We start from the raw sequence: 16723 nt of genomic DNA, 5'->3' as shown, positions 1-16723 counted from the left end.
CTCTATTCTTGACTAAATTAACGAAGGCGCAGCATGCGCTCGACTTTTGCCACGTCAGACGGATGCAGCAAGCTGCTACCGCGCAGTTGACGCTTACGCTTGGTCGACATTTTAGTCAGGATGTGGCTCTTGAAAGCGTGCTTGTGCTTGATACCGTTAGCAGTTTTCAGAAACCGCTTAGCAGCACCACTTTTGGTTTTCATTTTTGGCATGTTCGGATACTCCGCATTCAGTTGATAAACATAATCAGAAGGCCTGCCGTGCCCTGTTGATTACTTCTTCTTTTTCGGGGCGATGACCATGATCAGCTGGCGTCCTTCCATCTTAGGATGCTGTTCGACAGAACCGTACTCGAGCAGGTCAGCTTCAACCCGCTTGAGGAGTTCCATCCCCAGCTCCTGGTGGGCCATCTCACGGCCGCGGAATCGCAAGGATACCTTGGCCCTGTCCCCATCACTCAGGAAACGTACCAGGTTGCGCAGTTTTACCTGGTAATCCCCTTCCTCCGTCCCTGGACGAAACTTGATTTCTTTTACCTGAATCTGCTTCTGGTTCTTCTTCGCCGCGGCAACCTGCTTCTTCTTTTCGAAGATCGATTTGCCGTAATCCATCACACGGCAAACCGGTGGGATTGCGTCTGCGGAGATTTCCACCAGATCAAGCTTTGCTTCTTCAGCAATACGAAGCGCTTCATCAATCGAGACGATGCCAATCTGCTCGCCATCAGCGCCAATTAACCGAACCTCGCGTGCCGAGATATTCTCGTTGATCGGGGCTTTCGGTGCAGCTCGTTTATCTTGTCTCATTTCACGCTTAATAATAATTACTCCGAATCTGGGCGACCACGCCGGGAAACCGCTTGCGCGAGAAACTCAGCGAACTGGGCGACGGGCATCGAGCCCAGGTCAGCACCTTCACGAGTACGCACAGCGACAGTCTGCATCTCGACTTCCTTATCTCCGATAACCAAAAGATAGGGAACCTTGAGCAAAGTATGCTCGCGGATTTTAAAGCCGATCTTTTCATTTCTCAAGTCGGACTTGGCACGAAATCCGCTTTCGTTGAGAGTTTTTTCAACTTCTGCAACAAAATCTGCCTGTTTATCAGTGATATTCATGATCACCGCCTGGGTTGGCGCGAGCCACGCAGGGAACGCACCTTCGTAGTGCTCGATCAGAATCCCGACGAAGCGCTCGAAGGAACCGAGGATCGCACGGTGCAACATCACTGGGTGTTTGCGGCTGTTGTCTTCAGAGACGTATTCAGCGCCCAAACGGACAGGCAGGTTAAAATCGAGCTGCAGAGTACCACATTGCCAGACCCGACCAAGGCAGTCTTTCAGCGAGAACTCGATCTTCGGACCGTAGAACGCACCTTCACCCGGCTGCAGATCGTACGGCAGGCCCGCAGAATCAAGGGCTGCAGCCAAAGCAGCTTCAGCGCGATCCCACAGCTCGTCGGAACCGACGCGTTTTTCCGGACGAGTGGACAGTTTCATCTCGACATCGGTAAAGCCGAAGTCACGATAAACGTCCATGGTCAGCTTGATGAACGCAGCGGACTCAGCCTGCATCTGCTCTTCGGTGCAGAAGATGTGGGCGTCGTCCTGAGTGAACGCACGTACGCGCATGATGCCGTGCAGCGCACCCGATGGCTCGTTACGGTGGCAGGCACCGAACTCGGCCAGACGCATCGGCAGCTCGCGGTAGCTCTTCAGGCCCTGATTGAACACCTGCACGTGGCACGGGCAGTTCATCGGCTTGATCGCGTAGTCGCGGTTTTCCGATTGAGTGGTGAACATGTTGTCGGCGTAGTTGGCCCAGTGACCGGATTTCTCCCACAGGCTGCGGTCAACGACTTGCGGCGTCTTGATCTCAAGGTAGCCGTTGTCGCGCTGGATCTTGCGCATGTACTGCTCGAGCACCTGGTACAGAGTCCAGCCGTTCGGGTGCCAGAACACCATGCCCGGGGATTCTTCCTGGGTGTGGAACAGGCCCAGACGCTTGCCGATCTTGCGGTGATCGCGCTTTTCAGCTTCTTCGATCCGCTGGATGTAAGCCGCCAGCTGCTTCTTGTCTGCCCAAGCGGTGCCGTAAACGCGCTGCAATTGCTCGTTCTTGGCGTCGCCGCGCCAGTAGGCACCGGACAGCTTGGTCAGCTTGAAGGATTTCAGGAAACGCGTGTTTGGCACGTGCGGACCGCGGCACATGTCGACGTATTCTTCGTGATAGTACAGACCCATGGCCTGTTCGTTCGGCATGTCCTCGACCAGGCGCAACTTGTAGTCTTCGCCACGAGCCTTGAACACTTCGATCACTTCGGCGCGCGGAGTGACTTTCTTGATGACGTCGTAATCTTTTTCGATCAGCTGTTGCATGCGCTGTTCGATAGCGGCCATGTCGTCCGGAGTAAAAGGACGTTCGAAGGCGATGTCGTAATAGAAGCCTTCGTCGATGACCGGCCCGATGACCATTTTCGCAGTCGGGTACAGCTGCTTGACCGCATGGCCAACCAGGTGCGCGCAAGAGTGGCGAATGATCTCCAGCCCCTCTTCATCCTTTGGCGTGATGATTTGCAGCGTCGCGTCGCTGTCGATGATGTCGCAGGCGTCGACCAGCTTGCCGTTGACCTTGCCGGCCACTGTGGCCTTGGCCAGACCTGCACCAATGGATGCGGCGACCTCGGCTACGGAAACCGGGTGATCGAATGAACGTTGACTGCCGTCGGGAAGAGTAATAGTTGGCATGGCGCCTCCTCTCCTAGTGGTGACCCCTACCAAAGGTCACGTGGGTTGGGATGAGCCAGTACAAGATCCGATCCAGGCCATTCAATGACGAACGCCTGCCTTACAGCGGCAGGAGCCTTGCGGCCAACCGGAAAACCGAACCAGAGTGACTGGGATTCAAATCGAAAATATTCGCACGTTGACCGCTGCCGGGACTGAAGGTCATCCGGCGCCAGAGAACGCTTGAGCCCGGCATGCTAGCACAGATGAGCGGTCACTTATGCCTCTGTTTGATCAGAAGGCAAATCGTCTGTTTTTATGCCAGAGTGCTGAACTTGATAGGCCTTTCAGCCCTCAGATAACAAGACATTGACCCACAAGGAGCATCCTCGCATGCGTCTGAATACCCTGTTCGCCGTAGTCGCCCCTATCGTTATGCTGCTGCCGCTGAGCGCCCACGCCGACTGGCCGAAGGGCGAGCGCGAGAAGTACATGGCGCAGTGCACCCAGGCGGCGACCCCACAGATCGGCGCTGCGGCAGCCAAATCTCATTGTGCCTGTGGCGCTGACGCCATCAAGTCCTATCCTGCCGCCGACATTCAGGCGCTGATGGACAACAAGGCCACCCCTGAACTGCAGCAGAAAGCGCTGGGCCAAATCGCCAAATGCAAGGCGAATACTCCGGCGAAAAAGTAAGAAAAAAAGCGTCCTGACTCGGCCCAGCGCCCTTGAAAAGGGCTGAATTTGCGTCTTTTCAGACGTTTTATGCAGGTTTTACAGGTTTTTTTATCGTCTTTACGTTCCGCTAAAAGCCTTGTAAACCGGGGCTTTCAGCCGATAAAGGCAGTAAAGAAAACACGACTGATTGGCAAACAGCACGTCCAGGGGGCTACCAAAGCGAACATTTCGACTATGATACCCGGGTGTGCCCAGTTGGCCTGAGCAGCACAGTACTGAAAAATATATGTTTCTTGGAGATACACCATGTCTAATCGCCAAACCGGCACCGTTAAGTGGTTCAACGATGAAAAAGGCTTCGGCTTCATCACTCCTCAAGGTGGCGGTGACGACCTGTTCGTACACTTCAAAGCTATCGAATCCGACGGTTTCAAAAGCCTGAAAGAAGGCCAGACCGTCTCCTTCGTGGCTGAGAAAGGCCAAAAGGGTATGCAAGCTGCACAGGTTCGCCCAGAGTAATTTCTGCGCGCACTAAAAAAACCCCGTCCAAGTGACGGGGTTTTTTATGCCTGCAACAAAAGTGGCGCGTGATCAGCCGCAGTTGACGCGAGTGATCACCAGATTGTTGTCGGTGTTCAGGTTCAAGCGATCGGAGCGGTACTCGAGCGTGATCATGTCGTTCGGCTTGAGGAAGCGGGCATTTTGCGCCCCGGCTTTGCTGCGCGCCTGCTCCAGAAGCTCTGGCGAAGCTTTCTTGCCAATGGCGAATTCCGCCGCCGATGCTTCACAGCGGCTGTGACCAGCTTCGGTTGCCGCAGATTCCTTTGCCGACTCGCTGGAGGTCGTGCTGCAACCGGCCAGCATGGCAGCGGCCATAAGTGCACCCAGTGTCGCGAACTTCAAAGGCATGAAGCCTCCTTGTTTTCAAAATGGTTAAGCTGAGATCGTGCGACCGCCATTCAAGCGATTGGTTTCACAGCCAAGGCCATCACCAATCACCCTGCCCCACGATCGGAAAAACGCCGAGTGTGCCTGAGGGGCATGCGTCACTTCATCAATCAATCGTGACTGAATATTAACGGCGCTCAATAGACGTCGATGTAGTCATACGGCGGATTCGGCCAGTTGTCCTTCAGCGCATTGAAAATCTGCATGACCCATACCTCGTCACTGGCCGCGACATTGCCCACGTAGCCCGAGCCCTTGGCCCAGGTTTCCAGGCGAAACAGCAAGCCGTCGATATCCTGCCCACCGGTAACGCCGGAGGAAATGTAAGCGATGCCCCCCTTGGTCACGCGCAGCTGCGTGTGTTCGTCATCACTGGCCGAGGCGAGCAACTGGCGCACCGCGTCGAGCGTGAGGCCGTCAGGGGTGTTCAAATCGATCTGCACAACACGATCCTTGAAAAGCTTTAAAAGACCAAGTGTCGCATAGCGATCCGTTCATGCCTAAGTCGCAGTGCCAAATGCCCGACAAAATGGTTAACTCAAACCCAAGATCTTCCGACTATTCGAGCGCTCTCATGACCACGATCAGCATCGACGCCGCCATTAATGCCAAATGGGCAGACGGACACAGCTCTTACAGCCCGGGAACCACCGAGGAGCTTGCGCTGATTGGTATCGATTTATTGGTCAAAGAGTTGGGCACAGAAGCGGCCAAGCAATTCATCAAGCAGATTTTCGAGCGCTACCCAACCGAACAGGTCGAACACGAACACGCAGAGAAAGGGTAAACCCGCAGGCTGGCACCTGCGGGCGAGTGGCTTACTTCAGACGTTTCAGGCGTTCGGTGAGCAAGTCAAAGAAGCCTTGCGCGTCGCCATTTTCCACCCAGAAGGCGTTTTTCGGCGCCTTCAGGCCGTCGTACCAATCGACGATGGTCTGACCGAAAGTCGGCCCTTCACGACTATCCACCACGACATTCACCGAGCGACCGGTGAACAGTTCCGGCTTGAGCAGATAGGCCACAACGGTAGCGTCATGCACCGGACCACCCGGAATACCGTAGTGCTCCATATCGCCTTTGATGTACTCGTTGAGAATGTCGCCGACAATCTTGCTCGCGTTGTTGTTCAGCGCAGCGATCTGCTTCAGGCGCGCATCACTGGTGAGAATCTTGTGGGTCACGTCCAGCGGCAGGTAGGTCAGTTTCACGCCGCTTTTCAGGACCACTTCAGCCGCTTGCGGGTCAGCAAACAGGTTGAATTCCGCCACCGGGGTGATGTTGCCACCGTTGAAGTGCGCCCCGCCCATGATCACCACTTCCTTGATGCCCTGAACAATTTCAGGCTCCTGGATCAGCGCCAGCGCCAGGTTGGTCTGTGGACCGAGCATGGCGATCGTGATGCTGTGCGGCTTGGCTTTTTTCAGGGTATCGATCAGGTAATTGACCGCATTGCCTTCAGCCAGCCCCTTTTTCGGTTCGTGCACGGTGACACCCGACAGGCCTTCCTTGCCATGGATGTTCTCGGCGTAGATCGGTGTGCGCATCAGCGGCTTCGGCGCGCCAGCATAAACCGGTACGTCCTCGCGCCCTGCCCACTCGCGCGCCAGTCGTGCGTTACGCGAAGTCTTGTCGAGGCGCACGTTGCCGGCCACGGTGGTCAGCGCGCGAATGTTAAGTTCGTCCGGCGAGGCCAGGGCGAACAGCAAGGCGACCACATCGTCGGCACCCGGGTCGGTGTCGATGATCAGGTCGATTTTTTCCGCCGCCTGGGCGCCGGTGGCAGTTATTACGGACAAAAGCAGCAGGCTCCGGATGAATTGATGCAGTTTCTGAGCATAGCGTTGCATGGCGCATTCCTTGTGCTTGTGAAATCAAAAGTTAAAAGGTGACTCCAGCGACCAGCACGATGTTGCAGTACGGCTGGCATTCCCCTGTACGAACAATCGCCCGAGCCTGTCGGCTGAGAACCTTGAATTGCTCGTGACTGAGCAGATCACGACGGCCCAGAGCGCCCTCTTCACTCAACTGCTCCAGGGTATTCAGCGCGGTCGGTTGCTTGTCGAAGATTTCTTTGGCCAATGCATGGCTTTCCACTTGCATCTCGCTGAGCACGACCTTCAGGGTGCTGACGAAATCCGGGATGCCGTGAGTCAGCGCCAGATCAATCAGCTCGACACCCGGCGGCACTGGCAGCCCGGCATCACCAATGACCACCATGTCGCCATGGCCCAGGGACGCGATCAGCCGCGACAATGCGACGTTGAGCAGAGGAGTCTTTTTCATGCGGGTTTAAAGGCCTGTACGTCGGATAGGGTTGGAATGGACGGCTGTGCGCCGGCGCGGGTTACCGATAACGCGGCGGCGATCTGCCCGAAACGAATCGCCTCGGCCTCGGACTTGCCATTGGCCAGCGCAGCGGCGAAACCACCCACGAACGTGTCGCCTGCGGCCGTGGTGTCGACAGCCTTCACTTTGGGCGCCGGGAAATGCTCAAAGCTTTGGCCATTGGCGAACAGCGAGCCTTGCGCACCAAGGGTAATAATGACTTTGCCCGCACCCATGGCGATCAACTGACTGGCTGCACTTTCTGCCGTTTCCTGCGAGTCCACCGGCAAGCCGCTCAACACGGTCGCTTCGCTCTCATTGGGGATCAGGTAGTCGATCGCCGCAAACCAGTCCGCCGGCAGTGGACGACTGGCCGGCGCCGGATTGAGGATGACAATTTTACCCAGCGCGCGCGCGCGCTTGAGCGCATGCCCCACCGTGGCATCCGGAATTTCGAGCTGGCAGATGATCACGTCTGCGGCTTGCAGCACCGCATCAAACCGGTCGATCACTGCGGGCGTCATGGCGCCATTGGCGCCGGCGACGATGACAATGGCGTTCTGACTGTTGTCATCGACCACGATCAACGCCACGCCACTGGAGTCATCGACGGTGCTCACTGCCTGGCAATCGATCTGTTCGGCCAACAAGGCGTTGCGTAGTTGCACGCCATAATCGTCGCTGCCAACACAGCCAACCATCGCCACCTGCGCGCCCAAACGCGCTGCGGCCACCGCCTGATTGGCGCCCTTGCCACCGGAAACCGTGGCAAACGAATGACCGATCAACGTTTCGCCGCCGACCGGCAGCCGTGGCGCCCGGGTCACCAGATCCATGTTCAGGCTGCCTATTACCACTACATTTGCTGGCATACATCATTACTCGTCAATTCGGTTTCAGCGGTATTCGGTGAACACGCCGGACAACGGTGCAGTGGATTCGCGCAAGACAATACTCGGAGTCACGATCCGTTGATCAGTGCCCAGGCTCGGCGTGGCAATCCTGCGCAGCAGCACTTCGGCCGCCATCTCGCCCAGTTGCAGGATTGATTGCCCCACCGTGGTGAGTGCCGGGTAGACGTAACGACTCATCTGGATATCGTCGAAACCAATCACCGACAGCTCGCTCGGCACGCGCACATTGCGCTCCGCCGCCGCTCGCAGCACACCAATGCCGATCATGTCGTTACCGGCAAAGATTGCGCTCGGCGGATTGCGCTCGAGCAGAATCGCCGCTGCGTTGTACCCGCCAGTACTGGTGAAATCGCTTTCCAGCATGCGCTCCTGACGGACGTCAACGCCCGCCTCTTTCAGCGCTCGGCAATAACCGGCCAGACGCATCTGCGCAACACTGGTGCTGGCCGGGCCGCCGATGGTGGCGATGTCGCGGTGCCCCAACTCAAGCAAGTGCCGGGTCGCGAGGTAAGCGCCGTATTCGTGGTCGATACGCACCAGATCGGCATCGACGCCATCCAGACCTCGGTCGACGATGACCATCGGCGTTTTCACCCCGGCCAACCCCTGCGCCAGACCGCTGTCACCGCCAGCGGAAGCAACGATCAAACCGTCGATGCGTTTCTCCAGCAACACGCGCAAATAGCTGCGCTGCTTGTCGGGATTGTCGTCGGAGTTGCAGAGGATCACGCAATAGCCGTTACGCTCGCAATAATCCTCGATGCCCCGCGCCAACTCGGCGAAGTACGGGTTGAGACTGTTGGGCACCAGCAGGCCGATGGTTGCAGTGGTCTTGGCTTTCAGCGAGCGCGCCACCGCACTCGGCACATAGTCGAGGCTCTTGATCGCCGCCTCGACTTTCAACCGCACTTCCTGACTCACCGGACGGGTGTTGTTCACCACATGCGACACCGTCGTGTAGGAAATCCCCGCGAGGGCTGCCACATCCTTGATCGTTGCCATCTCTTAGCCCCGGCGACTGGCGCGCTGACTGCGATAAGTGTCGAGCACCACCGCGATCACGATGACGGCGCCGGTGATGATTCGTTTGGTCGGCTCAGTCGCACCGATCTGCGCCAGACCTGCCGCCAGGACCGAAATGATCAACACGCCAAAGAACGTGCTGATCACCGAACCACGCCCGCCCATCAGGCTGGTACCACCGATAACCACAGCTGCGATTACCTGCAACTCCAGACCGGAACCGGCATTCGGGTCAGCGGCTTCCAGACGGGAAATCTGAAACAGCGCAGCGATACCGGCCAGCAGCCCCATCAGGCTGAAGACCAGAATCTTGTAGGGTTTCGGATTGATCCCCGCGAGGCGCACCGCCTCTTCGTTGGTGCCAATGCCGATCAGGTAGCGACCGAATACGGTACGGGTCAACACGGCCTGAGCGATGATAATCACCAGCAAAGCAATGATAAACGATGGCGAGATGCCGAACGCGATCGGGTTCGACAGCCAGGCAAACGAATCACCGATGTACGCGGTGCGCGATCCCGTCATCTGATAAGCCAGACCCCGAGCCATTTCCAGCACACCGAGAGAAACGATGAACGATGGAATCCGCCACGCCACCGTGATCGAACCGGTGACGGTGCCAGCCAGCGCTGCCACTGCCATGCCGAGCAACGCCGACGGCAATACGCTCCAGCCCCAACCGAGAATGGCGACGCTGACCGTCGAAGCGGCAAGCGCCAATACCGAACCCACCGAAAGGTCGATGCCGCCGATGATCAACACGAAGGTCATGCCGACCGCCAGCACCATCAGATCAGGGATCTGGTTGGCCAGCGTACTGAAGGTGTTATAGGACAGAAAGTGGCTGCTCAAGACCGAGAACAGCGCAATCATCGCCAGCAAGGCGCCGGCCAGGCCCAGATAAGTGCCCAGACCGTAGAAGTTGCCACTACGTTTGCCGGCAGGAGATGCAGTTTTCATGGGAGATCCCTAGGCGCCGCTTCATTGAGCAACGCATCACGTTTTTGGTAGCCGGCGAACGCGGCGGCAAGCAAGTCATCCTGGGTCCAGCTGTCGCGCTCGAAGGTGTCGATCAACCGGCCGGCCGACAACACGCCGATGCGGTCACAGATCAGCATCAACTCACGCAGATCACTGGAGACCACCACCAGCGCTTTGCCCTGGCGCGTCAGTTCGCCGAGCAAGGCATAAATGTCGAACTTGGCGCCGACGTCGATGCCACGGGTCGGCTCGTCGAACAGCAGCACCGAACAGTCGCGCTCCAGCCAGCGGCCGATCACGACCTTCTGCTGGTTGCCACCGGACAGCTCGGAGACCAATTGTGTCGGACTCGAACTGCGGATGCGCATGGCGTCGATCTGACGCTGCGCCAAAGCGATTTCGTCGCCGTTGTTGACGACACCGCCACTGGAGATTTCCGGCATGTTGCCCAGTGCGATGTTGGCGCTGATCGATTGACTCAGCAGCAGGCCTTCACCCTTGCGGTCTTCGGTAATCAACGCGATACCGTTGCGCACCGCATCGACCGGCGAGCGCACACTGACCACTTTGGCCGGGGAGCCGAGCGCGATGGTGCCGCTGTCGGCAACGTCCGCACCAAAAATCAGTCGCAGCAGTTCTGTGCGCCCTGCCCCGATCAATCCGGAAATCCCGAAGATCTCGCCGGCACGGACTTCGAATGAAACATCGCGCACTTTGTCAGAGCGATTCAAACCCGTGACAGTCAGCGCCGGGGCGCCGATATTGCGCGGGCCCATGTCGATGTGTTCGCCCAGTTCACGACCGACCATCAGCGTAACCAGTTGCTCGCTGTTGTAATTGGCCATCGGCTCGACACAGACCAGATTGCCGTCGCGCAGCACGGCAATGCGCTGTGCGACACGGGCCAGCTCTTCGAGACGGTGGGAAATGTAAATGATCGAAACGCCGCGCGCCTGCAACCGGGTGATCTGCTCGAACAGCATTTCGACTTCACGTGCGGTCAGCATCGCGGTCGGCTCATCGAGAATCAGCACATGGCAATCGCCAATCAGGTTACGGGCAATTTCAACCATCTGCTGATGCCCGATCCCCAACTCGCCGACCAGTGTATCCGGATCAATCGCGTCGAGACCGACTTGCGCCATGGCTTCGATCGCCGCTTTGCGCAGTTGTTTGCGGCTGATCCAGCCGCCGTTGCTTGGCAGGTTGTCGAGAAACAGGTTTTCCGCGACCGACAATGTCGGCAACAGATTGAGCTCTTGCATGACCATACGCACGCCGAGCTCTTCAGCCTGTGTACGACTGCCCGGACGGTAGTCCTTGCCCTGGAATTGCATCTGGCCGGTGGTCGGCGTGACCAGTCCGCCAATAATCTTCGACAGGGTACTTTTGCCGGCACCATTCTCGCCGGTCAGCGCCAGCACTTCACCGCGCATCAGCGTCAGATCGATGCCGGTGAGCACCGGTTGCGCATAGGTCTTACCGATACCGCTGACCGAGAGGACAGCGTTCGGGGCGGAAACTGACATAAAAACTCTCCATGCGCTCGCCCGGACGGACGAGCGCCGTTGTGTCGCCAGAAGACTTACTTGGTGACCAGCTCGACCGGTGTTTCGATCACGCCGTTGGCGCCGCTGTCGACTTTCTCGCCCTTGATGATTTTCAGCGCGGTTTCGATGCCGAACACTGCCTGCTTGGCAGCGAACTGGTCAGCCGTGGCCAACACGCGGCCATCCTTCAACATTGGTTTGATGGCGTTGATGTTGTCGTAACCGACCACCTGAACCTGACCGGCCTTGCCAGCGGCACGTACTGCGGAAACGGCGCCGACGGCCATGCTGTCGTTACCGGCCAGCAGTGCTTTGACGTCCGGGTATTCGCTGAGGATCGAAGCGGCAACCTTGTTGCCCTTGTCGATTTCCCAGTCACCTGATTGCAACGAAACGATCTTGATCTGTGCGGCGTCCATCGCATCCTTGAAGCCAGCGGTACGTTGCTGAGCGTTGGTCGTGGTGGACACGCCTTCAATGATGCCGACTTCGTCACCGGCCTTGAGCTGCTTGGCCAGGTACTCACCGACCAGACGCGCGCCTTTGCGATTGTCCGGACCTACGAAGGGCACGCTGATGTTTTTGCTTTTGACGATGGCCGGATCGAGTTGGTTGTCGATGTTGATCACGGTGATACCAGCATCGACGGCTTTCTTGATCACCGGCACCATGGCCTTGGAATCGGAAGGCGCGATCACCAGTGCATTGACCTTGGCCAGGATCATTTGCTCGACGATGCGGGTCTGGCCAGCAGTATCGGTTTCATCCTTGATGCCATTAGAGATCAGGTCGAAATCGGCGGAGTGTTCTTTCTGGTACGCCTTGGCGCCATCTTCCATGGTCAGGAAGAATTCGTTGGCCAGAGACTTCATGACCAGCGCAACTTTGGGTTTTTCGGCGGATTCGGCGAATGCCGAGGAGACAGGTAGTGCGGCGGCTGTGGCAGCCAGCATAGCGACAGCAAGAAGACGTCCAGCGAATGGCAGCTTCATGGGTTCACTCCGATCTTATGATTATTGTGAGCAACGCTTGCGCTGGCGTAAGCTACTTGGCTATCTGCAGGGCCATAGTGCCCCGAGAGCGCCTCGCAAACGTTTGCGTAGACCGAACTATGCGAATCCCGCCGACATTTGTCAACAATCAGAAATCGGTATTGATTAAAGGACGAATCCGTTGCTTCGTCCCTTGATGCTCAGGCTGTGGTGTTGACCACGTTGCCGCTGGTGGAGCCTTGGGACATTTCCTTGAGCAACGCCGCCGCGACCTCCATGAGTGCGCCGCTGGTCTGCGCGATCTGACCCTGAATGGACATCACCGCCTGCGACTTGGCCTCAGGCGTCGGATAGCTCGCAGCCTGAGCCGCCGCCAGTTGCTGTTGCTGCTCCTGCAGTTGCTTCTGCAACTCTTTCATCCGCTTGAGCAGCATTTTCACGGTGACATTCAGACTGTCGCCGCTGTCCGCGCTATCGGCCTGACTGGCTTCTTGCGCAGGGCCGCCGGTCCTGACCTGGTTGCTCGGCTCTTTTTCAACGCCCAGCGCCTCGTCGGAAGCGTCCGCTTCTGCCTGGTTCATTGCATTGATCGTCGCTGCGGTTTTACCGCCGATGGTGACTGTACCCGGGTTTGAAAAACCGATCGTCAGTGACATGTGAACTCCCTAAAAAAGCGTTTCCCAGAACAACCATCGGCCTCAAGGCCGATTTCTTTAGTAGAGAATCCGGAGCCGGCAACCGGTTTCATTCGAAAGAAGCCGTAGTCCCTTTCGGTGAACCGAACGCGAAAGCCTCCATTGTTCGGAAACCCGGATAAACGCTTCGCCCCACCATTTGCAAATCCATAAAATATTGATGTAAATCATCAAGTTAAACATTTCTCTAAAGCAAAGTAGGGCTGGTACAGATCCTGCTCCCTAGCCTGCACCCCGAGCATTCAGATCGGCTTGGGGCGCATCTAGATGAACCTGCATCAGCACCGTCTCACTACTAGAGAGAAAAATAATGAAATCTGCTTTCAACACTTTGGTTCCGGGCGCTTTGGCCCTTCTCCTACTCCTGCCCACCGCCCTTCAGGCGAAAGAAGTCGAAACCCAGACCAAGCTCGCTAACGTCGTAGTCCTTGCCACCGGCGGCACCATCGCCGGCGCCGGCGCGAGCGCCGCCAACAGCGCCACCTATCAAGCGGCGAAGGTTGGCGTCGAACAATTGATCGCCGGCATTCCCGAGCTGAGCAAACTGGCAAACGTGCGTGGCGAACAAGTCATGCAGATTGCTTCGGAAAGCATCACCAACGAAAACCTGCTGCAACTGGGTCGTCGCGTGGCCGAACTGGCCGATAGCAAAGACGTCGATGGCATCGTCATCACCCACGGCACCGACACCCTGGAAGAAACCGCTTACTTCCTCAACCTGGTAGAAAAAACCGACAAGCCAATCATCGTCGTCGGCTCAATGCGTCCGGGTACCGCGATGTCCGCCGATGGCATGCTCAACCTGTACAACGCCGTGGCCGTGGCCAGCAGCAAAGAAGCGCACGGCAAAGGCGTACTGGTGACCATGAACGATGAAATCCAGTCCGGTCGTGACGTCAGCAAGATGATCAACATCAAGACCGAAGCATTCAAAAGCGCCTGGGGCCCATTGGGCATGGTGGTTGAAGGCAAATCCTACTGGTTCCGCTTGCCAGCCAAGCGTCACACCATGGATTCGGAATTCGATATCAAAAATATCAAGAGCCTGCCTGACGTAGAAATCGCTTATTCCTACGGCAACGTCAGCGATACCGCCTACAAGGCTCTCGCACAATCCGGCGCCAAGGCGATCATCCATGCCGGTACCGGTAACGGCTCGGTATCCTCCCGCGTGGTTCCAACCCTGCAAGCGTTGCGCAAGGATGGCGTACAAATCATTCGTTCCTCCCACGTCAACGCTGGCGGCTTCGTTCTGCGTAACGCTGAACAGCCAGACGACAAATACGACTGGGTTGTCGCTCACGACCTGAACCCGCAGAAAGCCCGCATCCTGGCAATGGTCGCCCTGACCAAAACCAATGACAGCAAAGAGCTGCAACGGATGTTCTGGGAATACTGATGGACTTTCGCCCGGTCAATTCTTGATTGGGCACCCTGCACCACTCGCCTGACGGGCGGGTGGTGCAACGCTCACAAAGCTCTCGCACTTTTCCTACAAAAAACTCGGCACGACCTACACCAAAATCCGAAAACCGCTGTCAGAGGATTTTCTTGAATTTTAAGCAGTTGCGAAAATGCTTACAGTTAAATACTGTATGCACGTACAGCTTAATAAGGATAACCTCGTGGCCACCTCCCCTGATGCTCCTGACGCTTACGAACGCATAGGCATGCGCGTTCAGAAAATCATCAATTCCCCCACCGCACAAAAAGCCAAAGCCGCACTGATCTTTCGTCTTCCGGACGAGCCGATGGACGAGTGGGAGCGCCTGCTTGAGGAAATCGACGAGAACGACAACGTCACTCTCGCCTATCGCGACGACGGTGGCGTGCAGATTTTTTGGGTTGTGCCGAAGGAAGATTGATTCAATGAGTGTCCGCTGTTTTGCTTTGCTGTTGTTGTTTTTCGCCATGGGTGCCCAGGCTGGCGCACCCCGCACATTCACCGAAGCCAAGAAGGTCGCCTGGAAACTGTATGCGCCGCAGTCCACAGAGTTTTATTGCGGGTGCAAGTACACTGGCAATAAAGTTGATCTGAAGGCTTGCGGTTACGTACCGCGCAAGAATGCCAAGCGCGCATCACGCATCGAGTGGGAACACATTGTGCCGGCCTGGCAGTTCGGCCATCAGCGCCAATGCTGGCAGGAAGGCGGACGCAAGAACTGCACCCGTTACGACCCGACCTATCAAAAGGCCGAAGCCGATTTGCATAACCTGGTGCCAAGCATTGGCGAGGTCAATGGCGATCGCAGCAACTTCAGCTACGGCTGGTTGCCCGTGCAGTCCGGGCAATACGGTTCGTGCCTGACCCAGGTCGACTTCAAGGCGAAGAAGGTCATGCCCCGCCCGTCGATTCGCGGCATGATCGCCCGCACGTACTTCTACATGAGCAAGCAATACGGCTTGCGCCTGTCGAAGCAAGATCGCCAATTGTATGAAGCGTGGGACAAGACTTACCCGGTGCAGGACTGGGAGCGTCAGCGTAATCAGAGCGTGGCATGCGTGATGGGACGCGGTAATGAGTTTGTCGGCCCAGTGAACATGAAAGCCTGCGGCTGATTGCAGCTCAGACAAAAAAGGCCTCGAACGTGATGTTCGAGGCCTTTTCTTTTGCACCTGATTAGCGGCTTTGTTGTGTCGCCAGCAGCCCATCAAACTCAGTGACTCACGAGGTATGCCACGCTCTTTGATCAGGTATCTGCGCAATATTCATGACGGCTGTCGACTCTCCGGCAATCCAGCCATAAAAGCCGTCAGTGGCGGTGTCGGCGATTTCCCGGAGAATGTTCTTTTCCATGTCGACGCCAGCCAACTCAATCGCTTGCCCCGCTGCTGCCATATCAACTGGCAGAGTCACCGCCCGTTCGTTTACGGCGTGAGCGGATGCTCGACCAGCACCGACTCAACGTTCTGTTTCTTGGCCTTCACCAACGCTGCATCCACTTGCACCTTACGTGCTTCAGCTTCAGCCTGAGAGTTGAACGGACCAATCAGAATTCGCGTTTTGCCGCTGCTGTCCTTGATCACCGTAGGCACGAAGGCGTGCTCGATGAGCCAGCCACTCAGGTCGCTGACAGCCTGTGGCGTTTCACCGCGCACTTCGAGATCCCATTGTGGTGCAGCGGCCGCCGCCGGCGCCGTCACTGCTGCCGACTGTGGCTTTGCTGCGTCTGCATTCTTGCCTTCACCACACCCTGCCAATACCAGTGCCGCGACTACCCAAACCAATTTGCGCACAACGCTTTCCTCGAAATTCTCAAAGCCGCGATCTTATCATTCATAAATACTTCGCGAGCCCCGCAAAATGGGCACAAAACAACGAGATTGATGCCTGCAGCCTCTGTATAGTTACGCCCTGGGAATTAATGCCGCTTCTGCGCGTCAGAAAGAGGCACCCAAACCGTGAGACTTCGCACTAATCTATACGTACACCGACCTCTGCACTGTCTGAATCAGGTGCCCTACAAAGCAATCAAGGAGAAGACCATGCTGATACTCACCCGCAAAGTCGGTGAAAGCATAAACATTGGTGATGACATTACGATCACCATTCTGGGCGTAAGCGGCCAACAGGTCCGCATTGGTATCAACGCTCCGAAAAACGTTGCCGTGCACCGTGAAGAGATTTACCAGCGCATTCAGGCTGGCCTGACCGCCCCGGACAAGCCACAAACTCCCTGAGCCAGATCGCAGTCAGTAGCCAGTCCGTTTACCTTGTGGAATGACTGGCTAGAGATTCACGCGCCGTATTGCCATCCGCTCCCCACTCTGTTGGGCACGGCGCCTGACACGCAAAACCCGACTCCCCTTCCAACCTCTCCCCGCATGCTCTTGCTGCCCGATACTACCTGCCATCCCCGAGGCTGGCTGTCGGACATTTCCGATAGAGCGC

22 protein-coding genes are annotated in these 16723 nt (G+C 57.0%); 7 read left to right on the top strand and 15 right to left on the bottom strand.

Annotated features, from left to right (window positions below; translation table 11 throughout):
* Positions 1-17 precede the first annotated feature (17 nt).
* From rpmI to thrS, 3 genes are read right to left on the bottom strand one after another with little or no spacing between them, the layout of a single operon-like run.
* Positions 18-212 (bottom strand): 50S ribosomal protein L35, encoded by a 195-nt coding sequence (rpmI, locus tag BMY54_RS11235; RefSeq protein WP_002553160.1) that lies wholly within the window; start codon positions 210-212, stop codon positions 18-20.
* A 60-nt stretch (positions 213-272) separates the two neighbouring features.
* The gene (gene infC, locus BMY54_RS11230; protein ID WP_171057393.1) at positions 273-824 is read right to left on the bottom strand and encodes a translation initiation factor IF-3; all 552 of its coding nucleotides are present in this window, start codon (positions 822-824) and stop codon (positions 273-275) included.
* Complete coding sequence (gene thrS / locus BMY54_RS11225; RefSeq protein WP_093432160.1) at positions 824-2746, bottom strand: threonine--tRNA ligase; 1923 nt, start codon at positions 2744-2746, stop codon at positions 824-826. The genes infC and thrS overlap by 1 nt, the downstream gene beginning before the upstream one ends.
* 372 nt (positions 2747-3118) lie before the next feature.
* Between thrS and BMY54_RS11220 the strand changes: the two genes are divergently transcribed.
* Together BMY54_RS11220 and BMY54_RS11215 are read left to right on the top strand one after the other, a co-directional pair.
* Positions 3119-3421 (top strand): hypothetical protein, encoded by a 303-nt coding sequence (locus tag BMY54_RS11220; RefSeq protein ID WP_093432157.1) that lies wholly within the window; start codon positions 3119-3121, stop codon positions 3419-3421.
* 288 nt (positions 3422-3709) lie between these two features.
* Positions 3710-3922 carry a cold-shock protein gene (locus BMY54_RS11215; RefSeq protein WP_003179963.1) on the top strand — a complete coding sequence of 71 codons (213 nt, stop codon included), beginning with the start codon at positions 3710-3712 and terminating at the stop codon, positions 3920-3922.
* Between the two features lie 72 nt (positions 3923-3994).
* On the opposite strand, the gene BMY54_RS11210 is transcribed toward BMY54_RS11215, so the two are convergent.
* Together BMY54_RS11210 and BMY54_RS11205 are read right to left on the bottom strand one after the other, a co-directional pair.
* On the bottom strand, positions 3995-4312 hold the full coding sequence (locus BMY54_RS11210) for an I78 family peptidase inhibitor (RefSeq protein ID WP_093432154.1): 318 nt from the start codon (positions 4310-4312) through the stop codon (positions 3995-3997).
* Positions 4313-4488: 176 nt separating this feature from the next.
* A complete protein-coding gene (locus BMY54_RS11205; protein WP_007913485.1) occupies positions 4489-4794 on the bottom strand; it encodes a hypothetical protein in 306 nt (101 codons plus the stop codon).
* 131 nt (positions 4795-4925) lie between these two features.
* Here BMY54_RS11205 and BMY54_RS11200 point away from each other — a divergent pair, with 131 nt between their 5' ends.
* The gene (locus tag BMY54_RS11200; RefSeq protein ID WP_093432151.1) at positions 4926-5138 is read left to right on the top strand and encodes a hypothetical protein; all 213 of its coding nucleotides are present in this window, start codon (positions 4926-4928) and stop codon (positions 5136-5138) included.
* 31 nt (positions 5139-5169) lie between these two features.
* Here BMY54_RS11200 and BMY54_RS11195 read toward each other — a convergent pair whose 3' ends face one another.
* The 8 genes from BMY54_RS11195 to BMY54_RS11160 all read right to left on the bottom strand — a co-directional run bounded on the left by BMY54_RS11195 (position 5170) and on the right by BMY54_RS11160 (position 12792).
* Complete coding sequence (locus tag BMY54_RS11195; protein WP_093432149.1) at positions 5170-6198, bottom strand: nucleoside hydrolase; 1029 nt, start codon at positions 6196-6198, stop codon at positions 5170-5172.
* 31 nt (positions 6199-6229) lie between these two features.
* The gene (rbsD, locus tag BMY54_RS11190; protein WP_093432146.1) at positions 6230-6634 is read right to left on the bottom strand and encodes a D-ribose pyranase; all 405 of its coding nucleotides are present in this window, start codon (positions 6632-6634) and stop codon (positions 6230-6232) included.
* Positions 6631-7548 carry a ribokinase gene (gene rbsK, locus BMY54_RS11185; RefSeq protein WP_093432144.1) on the bottom strand — a complete coding sequence of 306 codons (918 nt, stop codon included), beginning with the start codon at positions 7546-7548 and terminating at the stop codon, positions 6631-6633. The genes rbsD and rbsK overlap by 4 nt, the downstream gene beginning before the upstream one ends.
* Positions 7549-7572: 24 nt before the next feature.
* Entirely contained in the window at positions 7573-8592 is a 1020-nt protein-coding gene (locus BMY54_RS11180) for a LacI family DNA-binding transcriptional regulator (protein ID WP_093432142.1), read from the bottom strand.
* Positions 8593-8595: 3 nt separating this feature from the next.
* Positions 8596-9573, bottom strand: a complete 978-nt coding sequence (locus BMY54_RS11175; protein ID WP_093432140.1) for an ABC transporter permease — start codon at positions 9571-9573, stop codon at positions 8596-8598.
* Positions 9570-11123, bottom strand: a complete 1554-nt coding sequence (locus BMY54_RS11170; protein ID WP_093432137.1) for a sugar ABC transporter ATP-binding protein — start codon at positions 11121-11123, stop codon at positions 9570-9572. Before BMY54_RS11170 ends, BMY54_RS11175 begins: the two co-directional genes overlap by 4 nt.
* A 56-nt stretch (positions 11124-11179) precedes the next feature.
* A complete protein-coding gene (locus tag BMY54_RS11165) occupies positions 11180-12136 on the bottom strand; it encodes a sugar ABC transporter substrate-binding protein (protein ID WP_016984936.1) in 957 nt (318 codons plus the stop codon).
* A gap of 200 nt (positions 12137-12336) precedes the next feature.
* Positions 12337-12792 (bottom strand): hypothetical protein, encoded by a 456-nt coding sequence (locus BMY54_RS11160; protein WP_093432134.1) that lies wholly within the window; start codon positions 12790-12792, stop codon positions 12337-12339.
* Positions 12793-13141: 349 nt separating this feature from the next.
* Between BMY54_RS11160 and BMY54_RS11155 the strand changes: the two genes are divergently transcribed.
* The 3 genes from BMY54_RS11155 (at position 13142) to BMY54_RS11145 (ending at position 15390) form a co-directional block, all read left to right on the top strand.
* Complete coding sequence (locus tag BMY54_RS11155) at positions 13142-14230, top strand: asparaginase (protein ID WP_093432129.1); 1089 nt, start codon at positions 13142-13144, stop codon at positions 14228-14230.
* A 196-nt stretch (positions 14231-14426) separates the two neighbouring features.
* Positions 14427-14696: a DUF1654 domain-containing protein gene (locus BMY54_RS11150; RefSeq protein ID WP_371748305.1), complete on the top strand. Its 270-nt coding sequence runs from the start codon at positions 14427-14429 to the stop codon at positions 14694-14696.
* Between the two features lie 4 nt (positions 14697-14700).
* Complete coding sequence (locus tag BMY54_RS11145; RefSeq protein WP_093432123.1) at positions 14701-15390, top strand: endonuclease; 690 nt, start codon at positions 14701-14703, stop codon at positions 15388-15390.
* Between the two features lie 106 nt (positions 15391-15496).
* Here the strand turns inward: BMY54_RS11145 and BMY54_RS11140 are convergent, their stop codons facing one another.
* Both BMY54_RS11140 and BMY54_RS11135 read right to left on the bottom strand, forming a co-directional pair.
* The gene (locus BMY54_RS11140) at positions 15497-15688 is read right to left on the bottom strand and encodes a hypothetical protein (protein ID WP_256573867.1); all 192 of its coding nucleotides are present in this window, start codon (positions 15686-15688) and stop codon (positions 15497-15499) included.
* Positions 15689-15699: 11 nt separating this feature from the next.
* Positions 15700-16068 (bottom strand): penicillin-binding protein activator LpoB, encoded by a 369-nt coding sequence (locus BMY54_RS11135; protein WP_093432120.1) that lies wholly within the window; start codon positions 16066-16068, stop codon positions 15700-15702.
* A gap of 249 nt (positions 16069-16317) precedes the next feature.
* Between BMY54_RS11135 and csrA the strand changes: the two genes are divergently transcribed.
* Positions 16318-16512 carry a carbon storage regulator CsrA gene (gene csrA / locus BMY54_RS11130; RefSeq protein ID WP_003179932.1) on the top strand — a complete coding sequence of 65 codons (195 nt, stop codon included), beginning with the start codon at positions 16318-16320 and terminating at the stop codon, positions 16510-16512.
* The last annotated feature ends 211 nt before the right edge of the window (positions 16513-16723 follow it).

The sequence above is a fragment of the Pseudomonas sp. ok266 genome (genome assembly GCF_900110195.1).
Taxonomy (GTDB): Bacteria; Pseudomonadota; Gammaproteobacteria; order Pseudomonadales; family Pseudomonadaceae; genus Aquipseudomonas; species Aquipseudomonas neuropathica.
Note: the sequence above shows the minus strand (reverse complement) of the source record. Positions and strands in the feature narration are given on the sequence as shown.

What these genes read in the sequence shown, in the direction of transcription:
- rpmI (WP_002553160.1), bottom strand. Translation starts at nt 212, where the DNA reads ATGCCAAAAATGAAAACCAAAAGTGGTGCTGCTAAGCGGTTTCTGAAA.
- thrS (WP_093432160.1), bottom strand. Translation starts at nt 2,746, where the DNA reads ATGCCAACTATTACTCTTCCCGACGGCAGTCAACGTTCATTCGATCAC.
- BMY54_RS11220 (WP_093432157.1), top strand. Translation starts at nt 3,119, where the DNA reads ATGCGTCTGAATACCCTGTTCGCCGTAGTCGCCCCTATCGTTATGCTG.
- BMY54_RS11215 (WP_003179963.1), top strand. Translation starts at nt 3,710, where the DNA reads ATGTCTAATCGCCAAACCGGCACCGTTAAGTGGTTCAACGATGAAAAA.
- BMY54_RS11210 (WP_093432154.1), bottom strand. Translation starts at nt 4,312, where the DNA reads ATGCCTTTGAAGTTCGCGACACTGGGTGCACTTATGGCCGCTGCCATG.
- BMY54_RS11200 (WP_093432151.1), top strand. Translation starts at nt 4,926, where the DNA reads ATGACCACGATCAGCATCGACGCCGCCATTAATGCCAAATGGGCAGAC.
- BMY54_RS11195 (WP_093432149.1), bottom strand. Translation starts at nt 6,198, where the DNA reads ATGCAACGCTATGCTCAGAAACTGCATCAATTCATCCGGAGCCTGCTG.
- rbsD (WP_093432146.1), bottom strand. Translation starts at nt 6,634, where the DNA reads ATGAAAAAGACTCCTCTGCTCAACGTCGCATTGTCGCGGCTGATCGCG.
- rbsK (WP_093432144.1), bottom strand. Translation starts at nt 7,548, where the DNA reads ATGCCAGCAAATGTAGTGGTAATAGGCAGCCTGAACATGGATCTGGTG.
- BMY54_RS11180 (WP_093432142.1), bottom strand. Translation starts at nt 8,592, where the DNA reads ATGGCAACGATCAAGGATGTGGCAGCCCTCGCGGGGATTTCCTACACG.
- BMY54_RS11175 (WP_093432140.1), bottom strand. Translation starts at nt 9,573, where the DNA reads ATGAAAACTGCATCTCCTGCCGGCAAACGTAGTGGCAACTTCTACGGT.
- BMY54_RS11170 (WP_093432137.1), bottom strand. Translation starts at nt 11,123, where the DNA reads ATGTCAGTTTCCGCCCCGAACGCTGTCCTCTCGGTCAGCGGTATCGGT.
- BMY54_RS11165 (WP_016984936.1), bottom strand. Translation starts at nt 12,136, where the DNA reads ATGAAGCTGCCATTCGCTGGACGTCTTCTTGCTGTCGCTATGCTGGCT.
- BMY54_RS11160 (WP_093432134.1), bottom strand. Translation starts at nt 12,792, where the DNA reads ATGTCACTGACGATCGGTTTTTCAAACCCGGGTACAGTCACCATCGGC.
- BMY54_RS11155 (WP_093432129.1), top strand. Translation starts at nt 13,142, where the DNA reads ATGAAATCTGCTTTCAACACTTTGGTTCCGGGCGCTTTGGCCCTTCTC.
- BMY54_RS11150 (WP_371748305.1), top strand. Translation starts at nt 14,427, where the DNA reads ATGCACGTACAGCTTAATAAGGATAACCTCGTGGCCACCTCCCCTGAT.
- BMY54_RS11145 (WP_093432123.1), top strand. Translation starts at nt 14,701, where the DNA reads ATGAGTGTCCGCTGTTTTGCTTTGCTGTTGTTGTTTTTCGCCATGGGT.
- csrA (WP_003179932.1), top strand. Translation starts at nt 16,318, where the DNA reads ATGCTGATACTCACCCGCAAAGTCGGTGAAAGCATAAACATTGGTGAT.